Annotated in this window: 21 protein-coding genes; 5 read left to right on the plus strand and 16 right to left on the minus strand. The window is 53.3% G+C overall.

Annotation, left to right across the window (positions count from 1 at the left end; translation table 11 throughout):
* Nucleotides 1–9: 9 nt before the first annotated feature.
* From recC to rppH, 9 genes are all read right to left on the minus strand, one after another.
* Nucleotides 10–3,381 carry an exodeoxyribonuclease V subunit gamma gene (recC, locus tag ACZRKO_RS15555; protein WP_463738171.1) on the minus strand — a complete coding sequence of 1,124 codons (3,372 nt, stop codon included), beginning with the start codon at nucleotides 3,379–3,381 and terminating at the stop codon, nucleotides 10–12.
* 108 nt (nucleotides 3,382–3,489) lie between these two features.
* The gene (locus tag ACZRKO_RS15560; RefSeq protein ID WP_463738172.1) at nucleotides 3,490–3,828 is read right to left on the minus strand and encodes a prepilin-type N-terminal cleavage/methylation domain-containing protein; all 339 of its coding nucleotides are present in this window, start codon (nucleotides 3,826–3,828) and stop codon (nucleotides 3,490–3,492) included.
* Nucleotides 3,812–4,324: a YgdB family protein gene (locus ACZRKO_RS15565; protein WP_463738173.1), complete on the minus strand. Its 513-nt coding sequence runs from the start codon at nucleotides 4,322–4,324 to the stop codon at nucleotides 3,812–3,814. The genes ACZRKO_RS15560 and ACZRKO_RS15565 overlap by 17 nt, the downstream gene beginning before the upstream one ends.
* The gene (locus ACZRKO_RS15570; RefSeq protein WP_463738174.1) at nucleotides 4,314–4,901 is read right to left on the minus strand and encodes a prepilin peptidase-dependent protein; all 588 of its coding nucleotides are present in this window, start codon (nucleotides 4,899–4,901) and stop codon (nucleotides 4,314–4,316) included. Before ACZRKO_RS15570 ends, ACZRKO_RS15565 begins: the two co-directional genes overlap by 11 nt.
* Nucleotides 4,895–5,389, minus strand: a complete 495-nt coding sequence (locus ACZRKO_RS15575; protein WP_463738175.1) for a prepilin peptidase-dependent protein — start codon at nucleotides 5,387–5,389, stop codon at nucleotides 4,895–4,897. The genes ACZRKO_RS15570 and ACZRKO_RS15575 overlap by 7 nt, the downstream gene beginning before the upstream one ends.
* Before the next feature lie 250 nt (nucleotides 5,390–5,639).
* Nucleotides 5,640–6,434 (minus strand): thymidylate synthase, encoded by a 795-nt coding sequence (thyA, locus tag ACZRKO_RS15580; protein WP_463738176.1) that lies wholly within the window; start codon nucleotides 6,432–6,434, stop codon nucleotides 5,640–5,642.
* A gap of 6 nt (nucleotides 6,435–6,440) precedes the next feature.
* Nucleotides 6,441–7,310 (minus strand): prolipoprotein diacylglyceryl transferase, encoded by an 870-nt coding sequence (gene lgt, locus ACZRKO_RS15585; RefSeq protein ID WP_463738177.1) that lies wholly within the window; start codon nucleotides 7,308–7,310, stop codon nucleotides 6,441–6,443.
* A gap of 182 nt (nucleotides 7,311–7,492) precedes the next feature.
* On the minus strand, nucleotides 7,493–9,739 hold the full coding sequence (gene ptsP / locus ACZRKO_RS15590) for a phosphoenolpyruvate--protein phosphotransferase (protein ID WP_463738178.1): 2,247 nt from the start codon (nucleotides 9,737–9,739) through the stop codon (nucleotides 7,493–7,495).
* An 11-nt stretch (nucleotides 9,740–9,750) separates the two neighbouring features.
* Nucleotides 9,751–10,278 carry an RNA pyrophosphohydrolase gene (gene rppH / locus ACZRKO_RS15595; protein ID WP_463738179.1) on the minus strand — a complete coding sequence of 176 codons (528 nt, stop codon included), beginning with the start codon at nucleotides 10,276–10,278 and terminating at the stop codon, nucleotides 9,751–9,753.
* 694 nt (nucleotides 10,279–10,972) lie between these two features.
* Here rppH and mutH point away from each other — a divergent pair.
* The 4 genes from mutH (at nucleotide 10,973) to ACZRKO_RS15615 (ending at nucleotide 15,025) form a co-directional block, all read left to right on the plus strand.
* Nucleotides 10,973–11,659, plus strand: a complete 687-nt coding sequence (mutH, locus tag ACZRKO_RS15600) for a DNA mismatch repair endonuclease MutH (protein WP_463738180.1) — start codon at nucleotides 10,973–10,975, stop codon at nucleotides 11,657–11,659.
* A gap of 109 nt (nucleotides 11,660–11,768) precedes the next feature.
* Nucleotides 11,769–11,987, plus strand: a complete 219-nt coding sequence (locus tag ACZRKO_RS15605) for a YgdI/YgdR family lipoprotein (RefSeq protein ID WP_463738181.1) — start codon at nucleotides 11,769–11,771, stop codon at nucleotides 11,985–11,987.
* A 266-nt stretch (nucleotides 11,988–12,253) separates the two neighbouring features.
* Complete coding sequence (locus ACZRKO_RS15610; RefSeq protein ID WP_463738182.1) at nucleotides 12,254–13,294, plus strand: NADP(H)-dependent aldo-keto reductase; 1,041 nt, start codon at nucleotides 12,254–12,256, stop codon at nucleotides 13,292–13,294.
* A gap of 258 nt (nucleotides 13,295–13,552) precedes the next feature.
* The gene (locus tag ACZRKO_RS15615) at nucleotides 13,553–15,025 is read left to right on the plus strand and encodes a DASS family sodium-coupled anion symporter (protein WP_463738183.1); all 1,473 of its coding nucleotides are present in this window, start codon (nucleotides 13,553–13,555) and stop codon (nucleotides 15,023–15,025) included.
* 75 nt (nucleotides 15,026–15,100) lie between these two features.
* Here the strand turns inward: ACZRKO_RS15615 and lplT are convergent, their stop codons facing one another.
* From lplT to ACZRKO_RS15630, 3 genes are all read right to left on the minus strand, one after another.
* On the minus strand, nucleotides 15,101–16,306 hold the full coding sequence (lplT, locus tag ACZRKO_RS15620) for a lysophospholipid transporter LplT (protein WP_463738184.1): 1,206 nt from the start codon (nucleotides 16,304–16,306) through the stop codon (nucleotides 15,101–15,103).
* Nucleotides 16,303–18,468, minus strand: a complete 2,166-nt coding sequence (gene aas / locus ACZRKO_RS15625) for a bifunctional acyl-ACP--phospholipid O-acyltransferase/long-chain-fatty-acid--ACP ligase (protein WP_463738185.1) — start codon at nucleotides 18,466–18,468, stop codon at nucleotides 16,303–16,305. Before aas ends, lplT begins: the two co-directional genes overlap by 4 nt.
* 424 nt (nucleotides 18,469–18,892) lie before the next feature.
* Nucleotides 18,893–21,154, minus strand: coding sequence for a molybdopterin guanine dinucleotide-containing S/N-oxide reductase (locus ACZRKO_RS15630; protein ID WP_463738186.1), 2,262 nt, complete (start codon nucleotides 21,152–21,154; stop codon nucleotides 18,893–18,895).
* A gap of 266 nt (nucleotides 21,155–21,420) precedes the next feature.
* Between ACZRKO_RS15630 and galR the strand changes: the two genes are divergently transcribed.
* Nucleotides 21,421–22,431, plus strand: coding sequence for an HTH-type transcriptional regulator GalR (gene galR / locus ACZRKO_RS15635; RefSeq protein WP_463738187.1), 1,011 nt, complete (start codon nucleotides 21,421–21,423; stop codon nucleotides 22,429–22,431).
* Nucleotides 22,432–22,441: 10 nt separating this feature from the next.
* Here the strand turns inward: galR and ACZRKO_RS15640 are convergent, their stop codons facing one another.
* The 4 genes from ACZRKO_RS15640 to ACZRKO_RS15655 form a co-directional block, all read right to left on the minus strand.
* The gene (locus ACZRKO_RS15640; RefSeq protein ID WP_463738188.1) at nucleotides 22,442–23,215 is read right to left on the minus strand and encodes an FCD domain-containing protein; all 774 of its coding nucleotides are present in this window, start codon (nucleotides 23,213–23,215) and stop codon (nucleotides 22,442–22,444) included.
* Between the two features lie 76 nt (nucleotides 23,216–23,291).
* The gene (locus ACZRKO_RS15645; RefSeq protein ID WP_463738189.1) at nucleotides 23,292–23,609 is read right to left on the minus strand and encodes a PTS sugar transporter subunit IIB; all 318 of its coding nucleotides are present in this window, start codon (nucleotides 23,607–23,609) and stop codon (nucleotides 23,292–23,294) included.
* Nucleotides 23,610–23,622: 13 nt separating this feature from the next.
* Nucleotides 23,623–25,059: a glycoside hydrolase family 1 protein gene (locus tag ACZRKO_RS15650; RefSeq protein ID WP_463738190.1), complete on the minus strand. Its 1,437-nt coding sequence runs from the start codon at nucleotides 25,057–25,059 to the stop codon at nucleotides 23,623–23,625.
* Nucleotides 25,060–25,091: 32 nt separating this feature from the next.
* The gene (locus tag ACZRKO_RS15655; RefSeq protein ID WP_463738191.1) at nucleotides 25,092–26,441 is read right to left on the minus strand and encodes a PTS sugar transporter subunit IIC; all 1,350 of its coding nucleotides are present in this window, start codon (nucleotides 26,439–26,441) and stop codon (nucleotides 25,092–25,094) included.
* Between the last annotated feature and the right edge of the window lie 26 nt (nucleotides 26,442–26,467).

Here is a 26,467-nt window from a genome sequence, read left to right on the forward strand (position 1 = left end):
ATCTCTCTACTATGCCAGATTGTGCCGGGCAATAGGCAAAAGGAAGCGCTCAGCTTCGCGGACGATAATCTCCAGCATTTGTGTATCAATCTGTCGGAAGACGCGCTGAATATAGGGATCGGCCCCTTCACCGGGAACACGGTAATCGCCCTGCCAGGCTTGCAGTAATTTACTGCGCCCTTTTTCCTGTTTTTCCGCATCGTGACTCACGATACCGGTGCTTTGATCAAAACATTGTGACAACCACGCCCAGCCGCTTTTATTAAGCAGAATTAACGGCTCAGCCATCCCCTGCAGATAACCCGCGATAAGATCCTCCAGATGTTGCCGTGCTCCTTCTGGCGATAATGCTGCATAGCGCCAGGCGGTTCCACTTCGCCCGTACATGCGGCTGTCACCTGTCCCTCCACTGGCGCAATAGACCAAATGTTCAATCCATAACAACAGGCCATCCCGCGCCAGCAAGGCAGCAGGCCGCCAGCGTAACAGGCCATCATCCTGCACCTGATGCAACCATCCTGTCAGCTGGATATCTCCCACCGGAAGGTCAAGTTCGATACTACAGCTCTCCCGTCTTTCACTACGGATTTGCTCTGCAAGCGCCGACATTTCGTCGAGCTGTTTCTGCCAGTAAATCTCACCGAAAGGTCCATAAGGGAGTCCACCGGAAGCCCGAATGCGGGAGAAAAGCTGCGCACTGTCCTGCTCGTCAATCAGCGTATTTAAGAGTTGAGAATTGAACTGGTAACGATCGAGATTATCGAGAATAAAAGGTTCTTCATCAGAAAGCTCAGTCTCTTCCAGTACAAAGCTGACATTCAGCCGCATCTGGAAGAAGGCTTTGATCGGATGGCGATAAAAACGTAACAGGTTATCAAGCGTCACTTCAGTCAGAGGCAGGGGCTCTAAAGGCTGATTGAAATCTATAGCCTCATCGCCCTGTAAACTGGCGGCAGGCAGCCACTCAGCGGCATAACTCTGATGTTCGTTACCTGCTTCAAAGTTGGCAATATCAAAAGGTGTACGGGGATGCCAGCACAGCAGGTGGTTGGTGACGCGCGCAGCGCTTTCATCAGCACCTAAACGGCTGTCTCCGTCGAGACAATAACTCTGCCCGATATATTCCAGCAACTCACTTACCAGCACAGAAGGATAACGCTCACTGTTATCCTGAATTGAGCGACCTATATAGCTGATATAAAAGTGGTCTTGAGCAGAAAGCAGGGCTTCTAAAAAGAGGTAGCGGTCATCATCACGGCGGCTACGATCCCCACGCTCGACCTTTTGCGACATCAGATCAAAACCCAATGGCGGTAAGGTTCTTGGGTAAATCCCATCGTTCATACCCAGTAAACAAACTACGCGGAAAGGAATTGAACGCATGGGCATCAGGGTGCAGAAGTTAATAGGCCCGGCAAGAAAACGCTGGCTGATACGTTCCTGATCGAGTTTAGAAGAGAGCTCGTCACGCAAAATAGATAGCGGCACAACGTCCGGATATTGCGCGGCTACACCCTGACTGAGAACTTTCTGCCACTGCTGCTCAATCAGTGCCAAAGCAACTTCCGTTTCCCCTTCAGGGGAGAAGAAGGTAGCGAGCAACTCCTGACAGAGTGGTAACCATTCAGTCACAGGGCGAGGCTGCGATAAAGTAATTCGCCACTGGCTGAGCTGCATCAGTAACTCCGCCAGATGGCCAGCCAGCTCGGCTGCCAGCCCGGTTGATTCATCGTAGGGTAAAACGCCCCGCCATTCACCGGAATGACTGTCCATCGCATAACCTAACAGCATACGGGTCAGGCCAAAATGCCAAGTATGCTGGCCGGTAGCCGGCAGTGACAATTCACGTACGTTGTCATCATCCAGCCCCCAGCGGATACCGGATTCTCCGACCCACTGGCGAAGCAGACGAAGCCCGTCTTCATCAATAGAGAAACGGGCGGCGAGCGCAGGAACCTCCAGCAACCCCAGCACCTGCTCGGCAGTAAAGCGACTCTGCGGCAGGTCAAGCAATGAGATAAAAGCCTGAAGAGCCGGATGTGCCTGACTCGCTTTACGGTCAGAAAGGGCAAAAGGCAGGTAGCGGTCTGCGGGAGCATTACCAAACACTGCCTGAATATAAGGCGCATAGCTGTCGATATCCGCCACCATCACGATGATGTCACGCGGGGTAAGATCAGGGTGTTGATCAATTAATGCCAGCAGGTTGTCATGCAGTACTTCGACCTCACGCTGCGGGCTATGGCAAACATGCAGACTGACCGAACGGTCATCTGGAACTAACGTTCTTTTCTGATCACTGTGGAGTAACGTTTCGGCGGTCATACCGATCACCGCGTTATCTTCCAGCTCCAGCATGTCCTGCTGAATAGCATGTAAAAGGTTGTTATGTCCCACATCCACAAAGGCCTGAACTTCCTGGATTTCATCAATTTGCGACAATAAATACATATGGTCGCGCCCCAGTTTTCCCCATGAGGCTAAAAGAGGGTTACTGATATTCTGTTCGCCCTCTTCATTGAAAAGCTGGGCGGCCTGTGAAGGATCCCGAAAAAGAGAGGCTTCTGACTTCTCAAGAAAGTGGCGACGCTTACGGCTTTGCAGCCGTGCCAAAAACGCATAGTTCTGAATATCACCCCAGTAGTATTTACAGGGATTGGTGAACATCAGATGAATATCGATGTGTCGGCCAAGAGCCTGAAGGGCCTGAAGATAAACCGGCGGTAATGCGGAAATACCGCAAATAAACACTCTGGACGGTAAACCAGCCGGTGTTTCTTTCGCTTTATCTAATTCAAAAATAAAACGCTGATACAGGTTAGCGCGGTGCCATTCAGGCTGATGTAGCTCCTCGGTATAGGCACAAAGCGCACGCCAAAGTGAGGCCTGCCAGCGTTGAGACTCATCAAGCCCTTCAATTTCGGTTTCATTTTCCCAAGCCTGCAACCACTTAGGGCGGTAAACCAGATATTGGTCGAACAGATCCGCTACGCGGGCAGCAAGCTGGTGAATTTTACGTTTGTCTTCGTCATCATCCAGATAATGGCGCAGGGCGACAAAATCGTCGTCAGGCAGTTTCTGGGGAAGCAGCCACATCAGTTTCCAGGTCATGGCGTCTTTGCTGAAGGCGCTCTCTTTAGGAATACCAGGCAGCACTTTGGTGAACATATCCCAGATAAAGGTTGCAGGCAGCGGGAAAGCAATATTGGCTGCAATGCCAAAAGTTTGTGCCAGCTCCATTTGTAACCATTGGGCCATACCGGGGCTTTGTACCAGAATCACTTCCTGACGGAATGGGTCGGCAAGCGGGCGTCCCTCAATGAGCTTCGTCGTGAGCGTTTTCAGAATATCTAACTGATTGGAATGATAAACCGTAAACATGAGTGCTTCCTTGAGGACAAAATTAATAGGACCGATTACGTAACTCAGCAGGTTACTCTAACCAGCTTCAACCGTAATGCAAACCAAAGGCTACAGGCTTTACTGTTGTCATAAAGCCGGTGAAGAGTTCCGGTCGCAAAATAGCCGGGATGACTGTGCGATATACCCTGAGGGTGTCTGAACACGGACGGTTGCAGTTTCACACCCTTCCTTAGCGGCAACGGCAGTGAGCCGACTTTCCCAACCGGCTAAAGAGATAGCATTATTTTTTCGTGTGACCGCGTAGGCATCAAGTTGAGCATGCACCTCCGTCCACGCCTGCCGGAATTGCCACTGGCGTATAAATCCCTGAGTCAGCGACTGATAGTATTGCAGCAAACCAAGGATTGAAACGGACAGCAGCAGGGTGGCGATTAATGCTTCTGGCAAACTAAAGCCCTTTTCCATCGGCTACCTCGCTATCTTCATCACAATAGGCAGGATCTGACTCCGGACAGAAATCCAGCCACCCCTGATTCAGTGCCTCCAAAATATACTGTCCATCCGACGCCCCGGTCGCCGTGGTTTGCTGAAACAGCAAGACGGCTGGTGCACTCTTATCGACCGCCCCCTCACCTTTAAGCAGAAAGACACCTTCCCGCAGTGAAGGGCGAATGCAACTCCTGAGCCGCCCTGTCGACTCATTGGAGGTTGTCTGACACTGCCAGCCACTGCCCGGCGACACAGCCCAGTGTTGCCGCATCCCCCAATTAAGTGATGATTCGGCTTGTTCCCATGCCAGAAGATAACGATGTTCGCTCGACGTGAGCATTAAAGCCCCTGACAGATGCTGGCCGAGCGTTGACAGAACAAGAAGTCCAAGAGACATCATCATCATGATACTCAGGATCATCGCACTGCCGCGCTGACGATCACCGGCCTGAACGCCTTTTTCATTGTTCATACCCAGCCACCTTTTTTTCGACCTGCCGGTGAATGGCGGGGGCATCGCTCCAGTGTGCAGACAGCATGATGGAGTACAAATGTCCCCTCTCAGAAGCAACAGGTTCTGTAACGTTAAATTCCGTCACCTGCACCTCGGATGGATCTAACAGCTTTTCCCAGCCTCCGCCGGTGCAGCTATCGGTTCCACGCTGCGTCTCTATCCCTCCCTGACGTAAGCGGTAGCCAAAGTAGTCTGGCTCGCTGCTGCCGGGCGGGTCCCAGCGGCCGTTACGATTCAGGTCATAAACAATAATGATGCAGGAGTTTGCCCGCTCCCCCTCGCTGTTTCCGAAAGTCACGATTTTACCCTTGCACTCACCATTGCAAAATCCGGCACGCCGTAAGTCCTTTTCAATATTGAAAACCGTCCCTCTCAGGAGTTGGTCCAACTGAAAATGTCGACTAAGACTCTGACTGCGCTGACGCAGCAAAGGATAAAGCTGTGCAGCACTGAGCATCAGCACGCTGCCAATACTGATCGCCATCAACATTTCTGGCAGCGTGAAACCTTGCGTGCGGTCGTTACCCGCTAACATAAAGGCAACCCTGACATACGTTTGTTTTCGCTGCATAACCGGATCCGTCCTCTGGCTGATAGGACCAACCGAATGCCCCCGGCGGAATTTCTCAATGTGATATGTCCGGCTTGCGCGCCATTGCGGATACCATAAAAACCCATCACTTTTTCAGTGAAATCGACGAGTTCCATGTGAGGTTCTGACACGACAAAGCGCGGTTGGCTAGCAGAAGCTGCACAGTTTTCCGGGCGTACCGAATAGCCGACACAGCCCAGCCCTCCCCCGATGGCCCATATGATTATCGAACGGTTATAAGCATTGGCTTGCGTTTGTAAACCAACGAGATAAAGCCGCAATCTCTGCGCATTTTGTTCAAGACGAAGCGCCTGCTGATAATCCTGCCAGCCGCGCAATCCCCACAAGCTGCAGATGCTCATCAGCATAATGACGACCAGGATTTCAATCAGGCTCATGCCCTGCTGCTTAAGTTCAAAGGTTGTTTTCATGCGGCGAGTTTACTCAGTCCCGTTTTACCAACAACCGGCAAAGCACGGTTTTCCGGCAATCCTCTGGAAGGTTTTTGAACATCGGTATGGCACGACAAAATTTTTTGCGGGATGACTCGCAAGATGCTTAAACGGGCAGAAATAGTTGTAGCGAAAAACGGGGGTAAGCGTAGAAAAGTAGCCAGAACAGGGAGAGGCGTTCTTTACGGTAGAAGACCCCGCCGGTATTTAACCAACGGGGAGGTATGACTTAAACGGCAACAGGGGCTTTGATCGCAGCGTGCGGATCATAGCCTTCGATATCGAAGTCTTCAAAACGGTAGTCAAACAGGGAAGCAGGCTTACGTTTGATGATTAATTTCGGTAAAGCACGCGGCTCACGGCTCAGTTGTAAATGTGTCTGATCCATGTGGTTGTTGTATAGATGCGTATCACCACCGGTCCAGACGAAGTCACCGACCTCGAGGTCACACTGCTGGGCCATCATATGCACCAACAAGGCGTAGCTTGCGATGTTGAAAGGCAGCCCGAGGAAGATGTCACATGAACGCTGATACAGTTGGCAGGAGAGCTTACCGTCAGCCACATAGAACTGGAAAAAAGCATGGCAAGGCGCCAAAGCCATTTGATCCAGCTCTCCGACATTCCACGCAGAAACGATAATGCGTCGGGAGTTAGGGTCTTGTTTCAACTGATTTACCACATTACTCAGTTGATCAATTTGCTTGCCGTCGGCAGAGCCCCAGGCACGCCATTGCTTACCATAAACCGGCCCAAGATCGCCATTTTCATCTGCCCATTCATCCCAGATAGAGACATTGTTCTCACGCAGATAAGCGATATTGGTTTCGCCTTTCAGGAACCATAACAGCTCATGAATGATGGAGCGTAAATGACATTTTTTGGTCGTGACCAACGGAAAGCCATCTTGCAGATTGAAACGCATTTGATGACCGAAAATTGACACCGTACCCGTACCCGTACGGTCAGCTTTAGGTGTGCCCTCATCAAGCACTTTCTGCATTAAATCCAGATACTGTTTCATGTTACCTCACGACAATTGTTTCTGCGGGCGGCGATATGCCCAGATCATCATGATGAGACCGATGACAATCATTGGAATGGAAAGGATTTGTCCCATACTGAGGAAACCGTCAAACAGGCCAAGCTGTGCATCCGGCTGGCGGAAAGACTCAACGATGATGCGGAAAGCGCCGTAGCCAATCAGGAACAAGCCAGAGACAGCCCCCATCGGGCGCGGTTTACGGATGAACAGGTTGAGGATGATAAACAGCACCACACCTTCAAGCAGCAGTTCATACACCTGTGACGGGTGGCGAGGCAGGACACCGTACTGGTTCAACAGCGGTTGCCATTTAGGGTCAGCGGCAGCAATGACGATATCTTCCTGACGGGAGCCAGGGAACAACATCGCCCACGGTACATCAGTCGTCACACGGCCCCATAATTCGCCGTTGATGAAGTTACCTAAACGGCCGGCACCCAGCCCAAACGGGATCAGGGGTGCAATGAAATCGGAAACCTGGAAGAACGTGCGTTTAGTACGACGAGCAAACCACAGCATGACGACGATGACGCCGATCAAACCACCGTGGAAAGACATACCGCCGTCCCAGACTTTGAATAAATAGAGCGGGTTTTCGAGGAACAATGGCAGGTTATAGAAGAGCACATAACCGATGCGGCCACCGAGGAAGACACCTAAGAATCCGGCGTACAGCAGATTTTCTACTTCTTCCTTCTTCCAGCCACTGCCTGGTTTGTTGGCGCGGCGTACGGCCAGCCACATTGCGAAGACAAAACCGACCAAATACATCAGGCCATACCAGTGAAGGGAAACCGGTCCTATGGAGAAAATGACCGGGTCAAACTGGGGAAACGCCAGATAGCTGTTACTCATCTATCACCACAAGTAGTTTATTGTTATCGCCCGGTTAGGGGTCAGCAGGGGCCGGATCATAGCACAGGCAGTACTCACCACGGACAAGACAGGCTGGAAAAGTTCTGTAAAAAAACGTCTCACACCCTGACCTTAGCGCGTTTAACGTACCTGGCGACGAGCAAAAGGACGCCTTAACGTTTCTATTTACCGCCGCGAATTAAACCGCCCAGCCCGCGTCTTTCCATGAACGCTGCGGTCATATGGCGAACGTCAGTGGTGAACTGTGCTTCAAGCACCCGGCTGGCAAGTTCCTGTGCGTCAGCCAGATCAATACGGCGTAACAGATACTTAATACGGGCCACGCTGCGCCCGTTCATACTGAGATTGCGATACCCCATGCCGGTGAGCAGCAGTGCACCCATTGGGTCGCCCGCCATTTCACCACACAGGCTAAGGTGTAAACCTGCCGCTTCAGCATCGCTCAGAATGTGTTTAAGCACCCGCAGCATGGCGGGATGCAGGCTGTCGTAAAGACCGGCAACACGGGTGTTGTTGCGGTCAACCGCGAGCAGATACTGCGTTAAATCGTTGGTTCCTACCGAAAGAAAATCGACCCGGCCTGCCAGTGAAGGCAGCATGAAGATCATGGAGGGAACTTCAATCATCACACCGAGGCGCGTTTTAGGTAAGTCGTAACCGAGCTGTTCCTGTACTTCGCGGGCAGCGCGATCGATCAGACGACGCGCTTCATCAATCTCTTCAAGACTGGTGATCATCGGCAGCAAAATACCAAGGTTACCGGTGGCGGCATTGGCGCGCAGCATGGCGCGGACCTGAATCAGGAATATTTCCGGCTGGTCGAGGGTGATACGAATACCACGCCATCCCAGGCAAGGGTTCTCCTCGCTGATGGGCATATACGGCAGCTGTTTGTCAGAACCGATATCCAGCGTACGCAGCGTCACCGGTTTGGTCGGGAACAGCTGTAACATCCCCTGATACTGCGCCACCTGCTCCTCTTCCGAGGGGAAACCACTTTGCAGCATGAACGGTATTTCAGTGCGGTAGAGGCCTACGCCATCCACGCGGCTGCCGAACAGTTTTTCGTGATCGGCGCTCAGGCCCGCATTGAGCATAACCTGAACCCGTTCGCCGCTTTTCATTGCCGCAGGTTCTTCTACATCATCTTCTGCGCGCTGACTCAGCTCCATCTCTTCACTGATTAGGCGCTTATATTCGTTGACCAGCACCGGCTCTGGGTCAATCAGCAGCTCGCCGCGGTAACCATCGACAATCAACTGGCGCTGATTGAGCAGCGAGGGCTGAATGTCGGCCCCCATAATGGTAGGCACCCCCATTGCCCGCACAAGTATTGCGGCATGGGAGTTCGAGGCACCATCACGTACCACCACCCCCGCCAGTCGGTCCTGAGGAACCTCGGCCAATAACGTCGCCGTCAGCTCATCAGTCACCAGAATAAAGCGTTCCGGCCACTGGGTATTACCCTGAATACTGTCATCCAGATGGAAGACCAGCCGCTGCCCCAGCGCCCGCAGGTCACTGCCGCGTTCGCGCATGTAGGTGTCTTGCAGGCTGGCAAACTGTGCGGCAAATTCTTCGACAACTTTTTTGACTGCCCACTCCGCCACTGAGCCTTTATCGATTTCAGAGAAAAGCTCACGCTTGAGCCGTGCATCGTTCAGCAAGTGCGAGTAGAGGTCAAAAATGGCGGCACTTTCTTTCTGCGCGCTGGCGCTAAAGCGTTTACTGAAACGGCGGAACTCGGCACCGGCATCTTCCAGTGCGCGGGTCAGGCGTTCACGCTCACGCACGGTATCCAGCGTGGAGGCCATATAGACCTGATCGAGAGAAGGCTGTGTGCTGTCCTGCCAGCCGGTACCAATGGCAACGCCTGGGGAGGCGGCCAGCGCCTTAACTCGGGTCTGGCGAAAGCGGCCATAAAGAACGTTGAGCTGAGCCTGAGAAAGGATACCGGCCAGCTGGTTGGCCAGCGTGACCATGAAAGACTCTTCGCTTTCATCGAACTGCCGGTGTTCGCGTTGCTGGATAACCAATACGCCAAGCAGCTGGCGGCGGTGAATGATCGGCACGCCGAGGAAAGAACGGAAAAGATCTTCTTTCACCTGGGGGATATATTTGAAGCTCGGGTGGCTTTGTGCATCAGCAAGGTTGATAGGTTCAGCCAGACGGCCCACCAGCCCAACAATACCTTCGTCAAAAGCCAGTGCAATAGTGCGCCCGCGAGGTTTTTTCAAACCTCGCGTCGCCATCAGATAGTAACAACGGCGGTCATTGTCAGCGAGATACACAGAACACACTTCAGTGTCCATCGCCAGGCAGGTTTCATTGACCAATACATCCAGCGCATCATTGAGGCTGGACGCCATCGCTACCTTTTCAACAATTTCTCGCAAACGCGTGAGCATTTCTTCGTGACTTAGCCTCTTTTCCGACGATAAGCGGGCGATGTCCGGGGCACGGGAATTTCCTGCATTGGCATCACGGTCATAGAAAACTCTTTCATCACGCGGCGGTAAACATCACGTTTGAAGGACACGACCTGACGCACCGGATACCAGAAACTCACCCAGCGCCAGCCATCAAATTCTGGCGTACTGCTGCGCTGCATGTTGATGTCTGCATCATTGCACATCAATTGCAGCAGGAACCATTTTTGCTTTTGGCCGATACACACCGGCTTTGTATCCCAACGCACCAAACGTTTTGGCAATTTATAGCGTAACCAGTTACGGGTCGAAGCCAGAATTCGCACGTCTTTTCTGCCAAGACCCACCTCTTCAAACAGCTCACGATACATGGCCTGTTCGGGAGTTTCGCCAGGGTTGATGCCCCCTTGCGGAAACTGCCAAGAGTGCTGGCCGTACCGTCTGGCCCATAAAACCTGGCCCTGCTTGTCGCAGATTACGATACCAACATTCGGGCGGTAGCCATCATCATCGATCACCGGACTACCTCGATAAGCATAAAATCATAGATGTTCTGATTGTTTCACACTACCAAGAGGCGGTAAACCACTGCTTCGCCCCTATCTTCATCAATAAAAATGGGATAACTCAGGCGAAATGGCAAAGTTATAAACAGGCACACCCCATTCCATGCAATTTTATTCACTTTTTCTGTGGATAGGTGTGTGAAGAACTTCATAGCAAGAGGGGTAAAACTATTTTAAGCTTTTCCCCGGTCGTTTTTACACCCTCATTTAATTTAATTTATTTCAATAAGTTAAAAGTAATTCACAGCTTCTCCACCGGGTTTATTTATCACTTTATCTCCTTACGGATCCTCATCTGGTGAAAGATCCACCAATGACGTTTTTATCCACAGAGAAAAGCTATCCATTGGCTAATTATGGGGCGAAATGACAAAATACCCCCACAGTCAAGCCTGTAAATCGAACCAGTGATCGTCATTGGAGTGGGTTATCCAGAAAATCTGTGGATAACTAGGGGGAAGATCCTGTTCATTGTCCGCCTCAACTGTGGGTTAACCTTAAATTATTCCCTCTCGTTTCGACGCATCGCGGAAAAAAAACCGCAATAAATCATGCTATTATTTGTGGTCTCCAAGGGTATAACTTTTAATTTCCATAAGCGCCGCACCTGCGTATGAAAATTAACCAACCACGCGGAACTCGCTGTATGTCGATCCCATTACCGATTACCACGCCACCGCGTGACGAACAGGCGCTGCTGACCCGCGCACAATCCCTGGCGGGATATTCACTTGGTGAATTAGCCACACACGCCTCTCTGGCGATCCCGCCGGATTTGAAACGTGAAAAAGGCTGGGTCGGCATGTTGCTGGAAGTCTATCTGGGCGCGATGGCCGGCAGTAAACCGGAGCAGGATTTCGCCGAGATAGGCATCGAGCTCAAAACTATCCCCATTGACCGGGCCGGAAAGCCGCTGGAGACCACCTTTGTGTGTGTCGCCCCGCTGACGGGCAACAGCGGCGTGACGTGGGAAAATAGCCATGTACGCCATAAACTTGCCCGCGTCCTGTGGATCCCTGTCGAAGGCGAACGCCAGATCCCGCTCGCAGAAAGAAGGATTGGTGCGCCGTTGCTTTGGAGCCCTGGTGCAGAAGAGGAGCAACAGCTGCGTCAGGACTGGGAAGAGTTGATGGACTTGATCGTACTGGGGAAAGTCGAAACCATTACTGCCCGCCACGGCGAGGTGTTGCAGTTGCGCCCGAAAGGCGCCAATAGCAAAGCGCTGACGGAAGCCATCGGCGAATTTGGCCAACCCATCATGACTTTGCCGCGCGGTTTTTATCTCAAAAAGAGTTTTACCGGACCTTTGCTGGCGCGGCATTTTCTGCTTTAGTTGATTTTTCTGCTTTTAAAGACACAAAAAACCCTTTTTCACCTAACGTCAGCCGGGAGTTTTGCTACGCTGATAACTGTTTGGACAAGCCCACAATTAAGGAACAGCAATGAAAAAAGGCTTATTGATGATCAGCGCAGCGCTGATCGTAGTTAGTCTGGCCGGTTGCGCCAGTGATTATGTGATTTCAACCAAAGACGGCAACATGATCCTCACGGACGGCAAGCCTAAACTGGACAAATCCACCGGCTTGTTGAGCTACACCGATGAGCAGGGTAATGAACGTCAGATAAATAATGACGACGTCAGCCAGGTCATGAAACGTTAAGCACGCCCTGAGGACTTTCAGAACTGACGCCAGCGGGAGGTTTACCGCTGGCATTTCGCCCTGCGATCCCCTCCCGCGTTGCCATTTCCTGCCGATCTCCGCTTGCCACTTCCCCCACCCGCATCGCTTGTATATAGTCAGATATCGTCCCTGACGCACAGACAACGTCTTTAAAAAAGATAACGTCTTTAATTTAAAATAGACATAAGGTCAGTTAAGGCCCTTTTAAGCAGCCTGACATCCTCAAAAAGTAAGGAAGACCGGCAATGCAATATCACCGTATACCCCACAGTTCTTTAGAAGTGAGCTTACTGGGACTTGGCACCATGACTTTTGGTGAACAGAACAGCGAAGCCGAAGCCCACCAACAGCTGGATTACGCCGTTGCTGCTGGCATCAATCTGATTGATACGGCAGAAATGTATCCGGTGCCGCCGCGTCCTGAAACCCAGGGCCTTACCGAAAGCTATATTGGCAGCTGGCTGAAAGCCCGCGGCAATCGTGAAAAGATCGTGCTGGCCAGTAAGGTCTCCGGTCCTTCACGCGGCAGCGACAACGCCATCCGTCCGGATCAATATCTGGATCGCAAAAATATCCGCGCCGCGCTGGACGCCAGTCTTAAGCGCCTGAATACCGATTATCTGGATCTTTACCAGTTGCACTGGCCACAGCGCCCGGCGAATTTCTTCGGCAAGCTGGGTTATCAATACACCGACGACAGCTCACCGGTCACTATTCTGGAAACGCTGGAAGCGTTGAATGAGCAAGTACGCGCCGGGAAAATCCGCTACATCGGCGTATCTAATGAGACGCCGTGGGGCGTGATGCGCTATCTGCAACTGGCCGAGAAACACGATCTGCCACGCATTGTGTCGATCCAAAACCCTTACAGCCTGCTGAACCGCAGCTTTGAAATTGGTCTGGCCGAGATAAGCCAGCACGAAGGCGTAGAGCTTCTGGCTTACTCCAGCCTGGCGTTCGGTACGCTGAGTGGCAAATACCTGAATGGGGCGAAACCGGCGAATGCACGTAACACGCTGTTCAGCCGCTTCACGCGTTACTCTTCTCCGCAGTCTGAAGCCGCAGTGGCCGAATATGTCGCGCTGGCGAAAAAGCACGGTCTGGATCCTTCGCAGATGGCGCTGGCCTTTGTTCGCCAACAGCCGTTTGTTGCCAGCACCCTGCTCGGCGCAACGACGCTGGAGCAGTTGAAGATCAATATCGACAGCCAGAACCTTACGCTGGATCAAAATGTGCTGAACTCGCTTGAAGAGATCCATAAACGCTTCACTATTCCTGCACCATAATCCCAAAGCATCACTATCAGAGAGGGCGCTGTGTAGTCGTCAACGTTGACGGCACAGTGCCCTTTTTTATGACTTTCCTGCACCATAGATGACTTCGGACAAATATTATCCTTCCCCCACTCTCTATTATCGATGAAGGGTCGGTGCACCTCTCCCCATGCGGCCAGCATTGATCACAGAATAACGGCATTCATTAATCTCAGATTGTTGTTCCTGCTTTTCTGAGATGTTGATTATCTCTGGAAGAGTGAAAATATTATGGATCGGATGACACCGCTGAAACCTGTTCCCTCCCTTATCGTGATTATTATTACGCTGACTATCTGGTTTGTTATTCCGCAGCCACAAAATGTGACGCCCAATGCCTGGCATCTGTTAGCGCTGTTTGTCGGCACGATCGCCGCCATTATCGGTAAAGCCCTGCCCATTGGCGCCATTTCCATCATTGCCATTGCACTGGTCGCGCTCACCGGGGTGACCAACCCCGGCAAACCGGCGGCGGCACTCAATGATGCGTTAAGTGGTTTTTCAAATAATCTTATCTGGCTGATTGGTGTTTCGATCATGCTGTCGCAAAGCCTGAATAAAACGGGGCTGGGCGCGCGTATCGGTTACTATTTTATTTCGCTGGTCGGTAAAAGTACTTTGGGTATCGCCTACGCACTGGCAATTGCCGAAACCCTCCTGGCACCGGTCACACCCAGTAATACCGCCCGTGGCGGCGGGATTATTCATCCGATTATGCGCTCGATTGCCGACAGTTTTAATTCAAAACCGGAGCCGGGATCGACTGAGAAAATTGGCCGTTACTTAGCGCTGGTTAACTATAATATTAACCCGATCACATCGGCGATGTTTATTACCGCCACGGCCCCTAATCCTCTGATTGTTAATCTGATTATGAAAGAGACCGGTTCAGCGTTTGAACTGACCTGGGGAATGTGGGCCATCGCAGCACTGCTGCCCGCGCTGGTGTCGCTGATTGTCATTCCGCTGGTGATCTACTGGCTTTACCCGCCCCAAATCAAAATAACGCCGGATGCTCAGGTATTTGCCAAAGAGAAAATGCGCGAATTGGGGCCGGTTTCCCTGCCGGAGAAAATCACGCTGGCGGCATTTGGTTTGCTGTTGCTGCTGTGGGCGGGTATTCCGGCGCTCTTATTGGGTAGTGCCTGGGCAGTTGATCCAACAACGGCGGCGCTGATGGGATTGTCCATTTTGCTGATAACGGGCGTATTAAGCTGGGATGATTTACTCAAGAATAAGGGCGCGTGGGATACCATCGTCTGGTTCGCGGCGCTGGTCATGATGGCGATGTTTCTCGGTAAACTTGGCCTGATCAGCTGGCTGTCGCAGAGTGTTGGCGGCGCGATTGATCACTTAGGCATCGGTTGGATTGGCGGCACGATCCTGCTGGTTCTGGTCTATGTCTATTCCCACTACTTCTTCGCCAGCACCACCGCGCATATCACCGCCATGTTTGCCGCCTTCTTCACCGCCGGTCTGGCTCTTGGCGCACCTCCCGCATTCTTAGCCTTAATTTTGGCCTTCTCTTCCTCCCTGATGATGTCCCTGACCCACTACGGTACTGGCACCGCCCCGATTATCTTCGGTTCGGGCTATGTCACGCTGGGGGAATGGTGGAAGACCGGATTTATCCTGAGCGTCATTAATCTGATTATCTGGATCTTGATTGGGGGATTATGGTGGAAGTGGTTGGGCTACTGGTAAATCTGACAGGATGCATCACGATAATATACAAAAAACCCGGATTAACCGGGGTTTTTGTTGGTTAAAAACGGTGAGTTATTTGCGGCGTTTCTGCACCACCTGCCACACCCACAGCGCGGTAATCGCCAGCGCAAAGACCACACCGAAGCCAATTCCAATACCAACCACCGGAACGCCCATCATCACCACCAGCGAGTACAGGCCGAGCATCAGCAGCATCGCGGTATTCTCACCGAGATTCTGTACTGCAATCGCGTTACCTGCACCAACCGATTCTTTACCGCGATGCTGCAACAGGGCATTCAGCGGCACGACAAAGAATCCGCCCAGCACGCCCACAATCACCAGCAGCGCGTAGCTGTTCATCATGCTGGTTTGTACCGCAAAGACAACAACTGCCACGCCAATTGCCACGCCCGCAGGCAGACAGCGCTTAACGGTTTTGAGGGTGATCAGCTTGGCCGCCGCCGCCGCACCAAAGACGATGCCAATCGCAACCATGGCATTGAGTAACGTCGGAGTTTTGTTATCGGTAATCCCCAGCGCCACTGGCACCCACAGCACCAACAGGAAACGCAGCGTCACGCCCGCGCCCCAGAACAGGCTGGTACCCACCAGAGAGAAACGGGTTTCACCATCGTTCCACAAAATACGGCAGGCGCGGAAGAAGGTCGTGGTCATGGCCTTCGGATTCCATGACTGCCCCGGGCGCGCCGCTGCAAGCTTCGGAATAAACCAGTTCGCCACCACTGCCGCCGCATAGGCCAGCACACAGATACCGAGCGCAGCCAGAATGCTCCAGTCAGCCAGCGCACCACCGGCCACCGAACCGAGTAAAATAGCCGCGATGGTTGACGCTTCCATCAGGCCGTTGGCTTTCACCAGTTGTTCACCTTCGGTGATTTCACCGAGGATTCCGTATTTAGCTGGTGAGTAAGCCGCCGCGCCAATCCCGACTAGGGTATAACCAAGGAAAGGATTCAGACCGGCGCAAATGATGGCAGCCCCGGCCAGTTTGAGAATATTGGCAAACATCATTACCCGGCCTTTGGCAAAGCTGTCGGCGAACTGGCCGACAAAGGGCGCGAGAATGATATAAGTGGCGACAAACGCCATTTGCAGAATCGGCTGGCTCCAGTCGGGGTAAAGCTGCTGTTTGATTAATGCCAGTGCGGCGAACAGCAGCGCGTTATCGCCGAATGCCGACAGGAACTGCGCGGCGATCACCGCCGTCATGCTGCGCGACATCAGCGGGGATTTTGCAGCTAAGGGCTGACTCATGCCTCGTTCTCCGGTTTTTCTGCCATCTCGCGCAGGGTGACAAAATCAGGTTTACCACTGCCCAGTAACGGCAAGGCTTTCACCACGCGAATATCGCGCGGCACGGTCAGTTCTGGCAATCCGAGGTCGCGGGCCGCTTTCGACAACGCATCGCGGCGCAGTTCGGCATCGGTAGTAAACAGCACCAGGGCTTCGCCTTTGCTGCTGTCGCTGCGCGACGTCGCCGCATGTTGAGCATCCGGCGAGGCTTTCACCGCCAGTTGCTCCACGCTTTCCAGCGACACCATTTCACCGGCCAGTTTAGCAAAGCGTTTTACGCGGCCTTTAATGGCGCAGAATCCCTGCTCATCGAGGGTGACGATATCTCCGGTGTCGTACCAGCCAGCCTGCATTTCGCCTTCGGCATTTTCAGCCTGTGGGGTTTCCAGCACGCCGGGGTTTTCCACCCGCAGATAGCCTTTCATAATATTAGGGCCGCGCAGTTGTAAGCGCCCGCCCTCTTGAATGCCCGGCACCTTAATCAGGCGCGATTCCATGCCCGGCATGATACGGCCAACGGTGTTGATTTTGGTCGCCATCGGTACATTGATAGAAACCACAGGGGCACACTCCGTCACGCCATAACCTTCCAGAATGCGGATACCGAATTTGTCCTGCCAAATCTGCTTGGTACTTTCAGACAGCTTCTCGGCCCCGGCTACCACGTAACGCAGGCGGGCGAAATCATACGGATGAGCAAAGCGCGCATAGTTACCGAGGAAGGTGGAAGTACCAAACAGCACGGTGCAGTTCTGGTCATAAACCAGCTCCGGCACAATGCGGTAATGCAGCGGGCTTGGATAGAGGAACACTCGCGCGCCGGTCATGAGCGGCGTCAGCAACCCCACCGTCAGGCCAAAAGCGTGGAACAGCGGCAGCGAGGACATAAACCGGTCACGCGGCGTGAAGTCCGCAATGGTGCGGATCTGCTCAACGTTAGCCAGCAGGCTGGCATGAGAGTGCACCACGCCTTTCGGGTTGCCTTCTGAGCCGGAGGTAAATAGCACCAACGCTGCGTCGTCGGCTTTTTGCGGCAGCATCGCCCGGCGCGGGAAGATCAGATGGAAGAGGATCCACAGCTTATCTTCGGTGGTCACCGTATCTTTCAGATCCTCCAGATAAACCCATTTTGCTTCCGGCACATTTTCCGGCAGATGGGTGAGTTTGCCTTTTTCCAGAAACTGACGCGAGGTGATGATGGTTTCAATCTGCGCTGCTTTCATCGCGCTCTTGATGCCTTTCGCACCCGCGGTGTAGTTAAGCAGCGCCGGAATACGGTTACGCATAGACGCGCCAAACAGCGCAGCCGCCATGATAGTGGCGTTCGGCAATAACATGCCGACGTGTTCACCTTCACGGGTGAAACGTTGAAGAATGCGGCTGACACCGAGGGATTTTTTCAGCAACCCCTGATAGCTGTCCTCTTTGAAGGCGATATCAGCGATGCAAGGTTTACGGCGACCATAACGGGTCTGCGCGGACAGCAATGCCTGATAGAGCGTTTGCGGATCACGGGTACTCATCCGCGCATCCATCATGATGTCATGGAGTTTCTGCCCGGCCAGTACGCGTCGCTCACGGGCGCGCGGTGCATCCGGCATCGGCACTTGTTGCGGGGGCAAAATGTTGATAGTGATTTTCGGGAACCAGCGGATTTTAAAGCTGCCAAACAGGCGGCCAAACGGTGTGTACTCGGCACCGTCAATGCGCACCGGAATGACCGTCGCCTGAGACTTCGCCGCCACAAAGGCCGCGCCGTCATAAATTTTCATCAAAGAACCGGTGACGGTAATGCGCCCTTCAGGGAACACCACCACCGGGCGGCCTTTTTCGACTTCACGCACCAGGCGTTTGATTGCCATCGGTTTGGTCGGATCTAACGGCACGAAATCCACATAAGGTTTCAGCCACTGCATATACCAGCTTTCGGTGATGCTGGAGTAAACCGCAAACACCGGTTTGACCGGCAGAAAAAGCACCAACAATATGCCGTCGATAAACGAGACATGATTAGGGGTTATCAACAACTTAGGATAATCAAAACTGGCGTTTTCCGGTGTCACCGTGACCCGAAACGCCAGCCGGAACAGCAGCCGAAAAAACCTAAATAGAAAGTTGTACATCTGAGCCATCTCCTTATGAATCATCATGAATTTTGGGCAAAAAAGGACATAGAAACAGCATACTACAGCAGGGGGGATTTTGACGATTCAAGGGAGGACACTTTAGGAATATGCACGTCAGATAACAGAAAAATCGTGAATTTCAGGCAAAAAAAACCTACGCATCCGCGTAGGTTGGTGCAAATCTAATCGGTATCAACGTACAGAGTACGTTGATGATTCACCAATCAATACCTCTGGGACGTTCAATTTAGCGGCTTAGCTAATGCCCAGCCAGCAGCCAATCGCAACATAATCCCGCAAAGTGTAACCAGTGGTGAAAAACTGCCAAAGTTCACACATTCATGAAACATCAGGCAGTTACCCGATAAAATTTTAGCGCGTTGGGCAAATCATTAGCGTTGCTGCAAACGCTATCGCGGCGTCACGGATGCGGCGCAACTTCCACTAAACAGCTCATGGCGTTCGGCCCCTGGGTCAACGGTGAGGTGCCGATATCCAGCGTCAACACATTGGGGTTTCCCGCCTGCTCGGTCTCCTTCCATTTGCCGCCAAAACCCGGATCAAACCACGCACCGGTTGCCATCAGCACCACGCCACGGGTAATACCGTCGTTCAGCGCTACGCCCGCCAGACAGCTGCCACGATCATTGGAGACTTTCACCAGTGCGCCGTTTTGCAGCCCGCGTCCGGCGGCGTCCTCAGGGTGCATCATCAGCGTTTCCTTACCTGCCGTTTTGTTCGACTGCGCCAGCGGTGACTGATCGAGCTGGCTGTGCAGACGGTCTTTGGGCTGGATGGAGATCAGATGCAGCGGCCACTGTTTAGCGGTGTCAGACCCCAGCCACTCTACCGGCGGTTTCCACTCAGGGTGCCCGGCAAAATCTTTGTAGCCATAGCTGGCAATTTTCTCGGAGAACAGCTCAATTTTGCCACTCTGCGTGCCGAGCGGATTGGCGCGCGGGCTTTCGCGGAACTCCTCGAAGAAGACGAAATCTTTCTGCGGCATCGGTAATTCGACAAAGCCACGCTCCCAGAAGCTTTCGAAGTCTGGCCATTCCACACCGGTACCGTTCTGCGCTTCGCCGCATTTTTGGTAGATATGTCGCAGCCAGGCGTCTTCGTCGCGGCCCTGAGTGAACTGTTCGCGGTAACCCAGACGTTCAGCCAGATCTGCAAAAATGTCGAAGTCATTACGCGCCTGATGCTGCGGCGCGATGGCCTGATGCATCGCCAGCACGAAGCGGTCGCGGGACGAACCGCCGATATCATTGCGCTCCAGCGTGGTGGTGGCCGGTAATACGATATCGGCCATTTTGGCAGCCGGGGTCCAGACGTTGTCCTGCACGATCACCGTGTCTGGCTTCTGCCAGCCCTCCACCAGCCGGTTAAGTTGCTGATGATGATGGAACGGATTACCGCCCGACCAGTGCACCAGATGGATATCCGGATAATTCAGCGTTTCACCCTGAAACTCATACGGCTGGCCGGGGTTAAGTAACATGTCGCTGATGCGCGCCACCGGGATCGACAGGCCGGACGGGTTAGGCCCAGCGCTCACCGCCGGGCCCGGCGTGTCAAAGCGCGGGTTGCCGACGCTGTTCATCGAACCGTGACCAAAGGAGAAACCGCCGCCCGGCAGGCCGACCTGCCCAAGCATCGCCGAGAGCGCAATCATCATCCAGTACGGCTGTTCGCCGCGATGGGCGCGCTGCACCGAGTAAGAACAGGTGATAAAACTGCGCACGCCAATCAGCTGCTGCGCCAGACCGGCGATGCGTGCGGCCGGAATGCCGGTAATGTGGCTCGCCCATTCCGGCGTTTTCGCCACGCCGTCGGTTTCCCCTTGCAGATAAGCTGCCAGCTGCGGATAGCCCACGCAGTGGCTGGCGAGGAAAGCATCGTCCTGCGCGCCCTGCTGCTGAATTTCGAAGGCAATCGCCATCATCAAGGCGGCGTCGGTATTCGGGCGGATAGGGATCCACTCCGCATTCAGGAACGCCGGGCAGTCATCGCGCATCGGGCTGATGTTAATCACCGGTGTGCCTTTTTTCGCCAGCTGCTCAAGCGCCGGTTTTAGCGTGTGCTCCACGGCACCGCCGGACGCCACCTGCGAATTTTTCAGCGCCAGTCCGCCGAAGGCCAGCAGGATCTCCGCATTATCTACTACGCTTGGCCACGAGGTGACGCGGCCGGTCATCGGCGTAAAGGTGCCAATCACATACGGCAGGAAGAACTGCGCCGAGCCCCAGCTGTAGTTGCCTTGCTGGTCCACGCCGCCGCCACCGGTGAAATAAAAACGCCGCACTAAGGAGCGCGCATGGTGCAGGCGACCGGCGGAGGACCAGCCATATGAACCGTTAAAAATTCCCGAGGCGCCGTAGCGGTCACGTACGCGTTTGTTCTCTTCTGCGACCAAATCCAGCGCCAGATCCCAGTCCACTTCGACAAAGTCCTCTTTACCGCGCAGGGTTCGATCGCTGTTTTCGCGCTTTTGCAGCCACGAACGGCGCACCGCCGGTTTGCGGATACGTTTGTCGGAGTAGACCAGCGGGACGATGGAGTCGAGCAGTGGCGAAGGATCGGCATCCGCCGAATACGGCTCGCAGCGGATCAGCCGCCCGTCTTCTACGACGGCGGTATAGGCTCCCCAGTGAGCCAGTTGCGGATAGCGTTTGATTGTCATGTTGTTCTCGGATGGGATTATTATTAGAAGCAAGTGAATAGGGTTAAAAGTAACATTCCGGCAGGAAGAAACTCAAAGCACAAATATCGATAATCGGGGAGGTTTGCAGGGGAAGCTGGCCTCAATCGGGGTATACCTGCCAGTGACTAATCCCCAAAACATTGCCTTGCATCACAAAGTTGCGATCTGCATCCCTTGCCCCACCCCGCTTTTTCCGCAAAACTGATAGTGTAAACGCTTACCCTCACACAAATTTCGGACGTGTAATGGCTACCATCAAAGATGTTGCAAAACTGGCGGGTGTTTCCGTCGCGACGGTTTCACGCGTGATAAACCACTCACCCAAGGCCAGTGACAGCTCGCGGGAAGCGGTGCAGAGCGCTATGCAACATCTGCAATATCACCCGAATGCTAATGCGCGCGCGCTGGCGCAGCAGTCGACAGAAACCCTTGGCCTGATTGTCGCTGATGTTTCGGACCCTTTCTTTGGTGCCATGGTAAAAGCGGTCGAACAGGTGGCCTATGCCACGGGGAATTTCCTGCTGATCGGCAACGGCTATCATAATGTCGATAAAGAGCGTCAGGCGATTGAACAGCTGATCCGCCACCGCTGTGCGGCGCTGGTCGTTCACGCCAAAATGCTGCCGGATGACGAGCTGCAAAGCCTGATGAAACAGATCCCCGGCATGGTGCTGATCAACCGCACCCTGCCCGATTTCGAACAGCGCTGTGTGGCGCTGGATGACCGTCACGGTGCATGGCTGGCGACCCGTCATCTGATCCAGAGTGGCCATCAGCGCATCGCAATTTTATGTTCCAACCACGGCATTTCCGACGCCACTGACCGGCTTCAGGGTTATCTTGACGCGCTGAAAGAGCACAACATTCCGGTGGATGACAAACTGATCGCTTACGGTGAGCCGGATGAAATTGGCGGGGAACAGGCGATGGCGGATTTACTGGGGCTGGGGCGCAGCTTCACCGCAGTCACCTGCTACAACGACCCGATGGCCGCCGGTGCGCTGTCGGTCTTAAGCGACAACAGCATTGATGTACCTGGGGAAATTTCACTGATTGGTTTTGATGACGTGCTGATTTCGCGCTATCTGCGCCCGCGTCTGACCACGGTGCGTTACCCGGTGGTCGCGATGGCCAATCAGGCGGCGCAGCTGGCGCTCGCCTTAGCCAAAGGGCAACCGCTGCCGGAAACCACCCACATGTTCAGCCCAACATTAGTGCGCCGTCACTCAGTGACCGGCCCTGCAGTATCGTCGTAATTACCCTTCATTAAACCATCTTGCCCTGAAAAATGGGTACTGATTCAAACAGATACCCATCGAACTCCGGCGCGTCCACGTCGGAGAGTTCCATCAGGGTATTTTTGACGTTTTCCATATGCTGCCACATGGCCTGATATGAGCCCATGACGTCGCGGCGGCGCAGTGCGGCCAGAATATTCTGGTGGTCCGCCAGCCACTTCAGCCGGTAACCGCGGGTGGCAATATGGCTGTGTAACTGCTTCCACAGCGGGCTGGAATCACGGTGCAGCCAGATATTTTTCACCGAATCGAGCAGCATCTGATTTTGCGTCGCCCCGGCAATCAGCAGGTGAAACAGACGGTCGTTATCGCCACTTTCGTCGTTAGCGACAATCGCGCTCTGTTCCTGCTCCAGCGTACGGCGCAGGTTTTCGATATCGTTTTTGGTCGCCATCTTGGCAGCGAACGCGGCGATGTTGCTCTCAAGCAACTGCCGCGCCTGTAAAATCTCAAAAGGCCCGATCTGGCCCTGATAGAGCAGGTCATCCTGCCCCTCTTCCGCCGAGGGAATTCGGATCACATACACGCCGGAACCCTGGCGGATATCCACCGTTCCTTCCAGCTCCAGCATCAGCAAGGCTTCGCGCACAATGGTGCGGCTGACACCGTAGGTTTCGGCCATGTTTCGTTCAGGCGGCAAACGCGTGCCAATAGCAAAATGCCCCTGCTGGATTTTCTCCCGCAGGTCATGACCTATTTCCTGATACTGCTTACGTTCCTGCGAAACCGCGCCCTTTTCCACACTTCCACCCTAATGCCCCGAAAACTATGAATGGGATCCGGCATACCTGATAGGTATACCGGATTTTTAGCCGCGCCTAGTGTAGCAAACTCAGTGCCTGATCCAGTACTTTCGCACCGTTCAATGTGCCATAAGCCACCGAATCTATGATGGCGATCGGGATGTTGTAGCGATCTGTCAGTTTTTTATTCTCGGTCAGCTTGAAGCGCACCTGCGGGCCGAGCAGCACCACCACCACATCCTGCGCATATTGCTCCAGCTCATCGCGTAAATCCTGCTCGGGAATAGCGTAGATTTTGTATTCCAGACCGCGCGCCGCGACCTCTTTTTCCATTTTGGTGACCACCAGTGACGTGGACATGCCTGCTGAACAGGCCAGTACGATACGTTTCATACGATTCCCTCAGTTATTTATCTTCGTCGTCCAGCGTTAATGAAAGCACGCCTGTTTCACTCAGTGATTTAAACCAGTGCGATGACTTTTTCTGATGGCGGTTACGGTTATCGTCGAGGTCTATTTCAATCAGGCCATAGCGGTTTTTAAACGCATTCATGGGAGAAACGTTGTCGGTAAACGCCCACAACATATAGCCCCCGCAATTCGACCCGTCTTCGCGGGCTTTCAGTGCCCAGTAAAGATGTTCGGCGACAAATTCAATGCGGTAATCATCCTGAATTTCACCGCTGGCGGCATCGCGGAACCGGCCTTCGTTTTCAATGCCCATGCCGTTCTCGGCAATAAACCATGGAATATTGCCGTATTCATTTTTAATGCGCATCGCCATGTCATACACAATTTTCGGGTAGATCTCCCAACCGCGCGACGTATTCATCCGGCGACCCGGCAGTTCGAAATGTTCATAATAAAAAGCCGGGTGGAATGGCGTCTCTTTATTCCATTCACGGCCCGGCGCTTTCACGCGATGCGGGTAATAAAGATTAATACCCACTTCATCAACGGTGTTATTACGGATCACCGTCAGCTCCTGCTCCGAATAATCGAAATGCACGTCGTGCTTTTGCAATAGATCCAGCAATTCCTGCGGATACTCCCCTTTGATCATCGGGTCTAAAAAGACGCGGTTATAAAAGAGATCGTACAAATGCGCCGCCTGTCGGTCGTGCGCTGCCGTTGAGCGGGCATAGGTCACTTCAGGGTTAAGGATCACGCCGATGCTGCCGTGCTGGTCATAACCCTGACGGCGGAACAGTTCTACCACCTTGGCAGTCGCCAGCACTTTGTGGTGATTCCACTGCATCCATTTGCCGGTGTTCTGCTCAAACGGCCAGCGGATAGCGTCCAGATAGACCCGGGTTTGCACCACCACCGGCTCGTTAAAGGTAAACCAGCGGCTGACTTTTCCGGCAAAGCGCGCAAAGACTTTCTCGGCATAAAGCACGAACAGCTCGACGACTTTCTTTGAGCTCCAGCCGTCATATTTTTCAATCAAATATGCCGGTAATTCATAGTGCTCCAGACAGAGCATCGGCTCGATACCCTGACGTTTCATCTCATCGAGATAGCTGTCGATGTAGGCCGCATACTCTTCATCCACCGTTCCTAACTCGTAATCGGTGAAGAAACGCGACCAGTTAATCGAGGTGCGGTAGTGCGTCAGGCCGCTGGCCTTCATCAGCGCCACATCTTCTTTATAACGGTGGTAAAAATCGGTGGCTTTCGCCGGGCCATAGCCGTTGTGCCAGACGTGGCGGTGATTTTTGTACCACAGGTCGAGATATGAATCCTGGCCGGATTTTTTGCCGCTCCAGCCTTCGGTTTGCCAGGCAGAAGCCGCCGCGCCAAGGATAAAGCCGTCCGGGATGGCAATAGAAACCTTACTCATCACTTACCTCTTTTCGTTTCTGATTCATTAAGTTATGCGGTGCGCTGCACGCTGGCGGTCTGTTGCTGCTGCATGGCCTGCTGTTGCGCCATGTCCGCACGGCGCGACGCCACTTTCACAAACGGCAGATAAATCAGCACCGATACCACGATGCAGCCAAGCTGCGTGACTACCGCGCCCATCGACCCGGCAGTGGAAAGCCAGGCGTTGATGATCGGCGGCGTGGTCCAGGGCACCATCACCACGGCGCGCCCGGCAAAACCGAGACTGGTAGCAAAGTAGCCGATGGTACCGGTGATAAGCGGCGTGATAATGAAGGGGATAGCCAGGATCGGGTTGAGCATGATCGGCATACCGAAAATTACCGGTTCATTGATGTTAAAGAAGCTCGGCCCCATCGACAGCTTGGCGATCTCTTTCATCTCTTTGCGGCGGGTGGCGATCAGTACCGCCAGCAGCAAACCGATGGTGCAACCGGAACCGCCGATGCTCATGTACACATCCCAGAACGGCATGGTGATGATGTTCGGCACCTCTTTACCCTGTTCGAACGCCGTCATGTTGACCATAATTGCGCCTAATAGCAGCGGTTCGCGGATAGGCTTGATCATCTGGTTGCCGTGGATGCCGATCACCCAGAACAGCTGGGCGACAAACATCAGCAGCAGGATCCCCGGCAGGCTTTGCATCACCGACTCGAGCGGACGTTGGATCACCTCGTACACCGCATCGTATAAATACATGCCGGTCACGCGATGGAAAACAAAGCCGAAGGTAGCGATGATCACCACGGTAATAATGGCGGGAATTAAAGCAGAGAAAGAGGCCGAAACGTTTGGCGGTACGCTTTCCGGCATTTTAATACGCAGACGGTTAACCTTTTCCAGCGCGGAATAGATCTCCACCGACAGAATGGCAATAAACATACCGAGGAACAGACTTTTAGTATCGGAGAACTGTTTCGCCAGAACGTCTTTAACTTCCTGCATCTGGCCGTTGACCATCATATCGACGGTGGTTGGCGTGACGGCAATAAAGCAGATAACCGCCAACAGGCCGGGAAATAACGAACGCGAACCGTTAATTTTCCCAAGCTCAATACCAATTAAAAATACCGCACCGATAGTCAGAAAACTCAGCGTGGCATAATTAATACTGCTCATAATCGGTTTGAGCGTCGCGAGCCAGGAGAACATCTCGAAATGCGCCAGGCCATTTTTCGGGTCCATCACCATATTGGAGATCAGCACTGAAAATGCCCCTACAATAATAACGGGCATTAACGTAATAAACGCCGCCTTAATGGCCATAATATACCGCAGGCTATTAAACGAATTGGCAAAACCCCCGAGAGAGTCAATCAAACGATCCTGTAAAGACATAACACCACCTCTACTCTTCTTATACG

It is taken from the genome of Ewingella sp. C233 (genome assembly GCF_055407225.1).

Bases quoted from the DNA above. Each gene is read 5' to 3' on its own strand.
- recC (WP_463738171.1), bottom strand. From the start codon at position 3,381: ATGTTTACGGTTTATCATTCCAATCAGTTAGATATTCTGAAAACGCTC.
- ACZRKO_RS15560 (WP_463738172.1), bottom strand. From the start codon at position 3,828: ATGGAAAAGGGCTTTAGTTTGCCAGAAGCATTAATCGCCACCCTGCTG.
- ACZRKO_RS15565 (WP_463738173.1), bottom strand. From the start codon at position 4,324: ATGAACAATGAAAAAGGCGTTCAGGCCGGTGATCGTCAGCGCGGCAGT.
- ACZRKO_RS15570 (WP_463738174.1), bottom strand. From the start codon at position 4,901: ATGTTAGCGGGTAACGACCGCACGCAAGGTTTCACGCTGCCAGAAATG.
- ACZRKO_RS15575 (WP_463738175.1), bottom strand. From the start codon at position 5,389: ATGAAAACAACCTTTGAACTTAAGCAGCAGGGCATGAGCCTGATTGAA.
- thyA (WP_463738176.1), bottom strand. From the start codon at position 6,434: ATGAAACAGTATCTGGATTTAATGCAGAAAGTGCTTGATGAGGGCACA.
- lgt (WP_463738177.1), bottom strand. From the start codon at position 7,310: ATGAGTAACAGCTATCTGGCGTTTCCCCAGTTTGACCCGGTCATTTTC.
- ptsP (WP_463738178.1), bottom strand. From the start codon at position 9,739: ATGCTCACGCGTTTGCGAGAAATTGTTGAAAAGGTAGCGATGGCGTCC.
- mutH (WP_463738180.1), top strand. From the start codon at position 10,973: ATGTCGATCCCATTACCGATTACCACGCCACCGCGTGACGAACAGGCG.
- ACZRKO_RS15605 (WP_463738181.1), top strand. From the start codon at position 11,769: ATGAAAAAAGGCTTATTGATGATCAGCGCAGCGCTGATCGTAGTTAGT.
- ACZRKO_RS15610 (WP_463738182.1), top strand. From the start codon at position 12,254: ATGCAATATCACCGTATACCCCACAGTTCTTTAGAAGTGAGCTTACTG.
- ACZRKO_RS15615 (WP_463738183.1), top strand. From the start codon at position 13,553: ATGGATCGGATGACACCGCTGAAACCTGTTCCCTCCCTTATCGTGATT.
- lplT (WP_463738184.1), bottom strand. From the start codon at position 16,306: ATGAGTCAGCCCTTAGCTGCAAAATCCCCGCTGATGTCGCGCAGCATG.
- aas (WP_463738185.1), bottom strand. From the start codon at position 18,468: ATGTACAACTTTCTATTTAGGTTTTTTCGGCTGCTGTTCCGGCTGGCG.
- ACZRKO_RS15630 (WP_463738186.1), bottom strand. From the start codon at position 21,154: ATGACAATCAAACGCTATCCGCAACTGGCTCACTGGGGAGCCTATACC.
- galR (WP_463738187.1), top strand. From the start codon at position 21,421: ATGGCTACCATCAAAGATGTTGCAAAACTGGCGGGTGTTTCCGTCGCG.
- ACZRKO_RS15645 (WP_463738189.1), bottom strand. From the start codon at position 23,609: ATGAAACGTATCGTACTGGCCTGTTCAGCAGGCATGTCCACGTCACTG.
- ACZRKO_RS15650 (WP_463738190.1), bottom strand. From the start codon at position 25,059: ATGAGTAAGGTTTCTATTGCCATCCCGGACGGCTTTATCCTTGGCGCG.
- ACZRKO_RS15655 (WP_463738191.1), bottom strand. From the start codon at position 26,441: ATGTCTTTACAGGATCGTTTGATTGACTCTCTCGGGGGTTTTGCCAAT.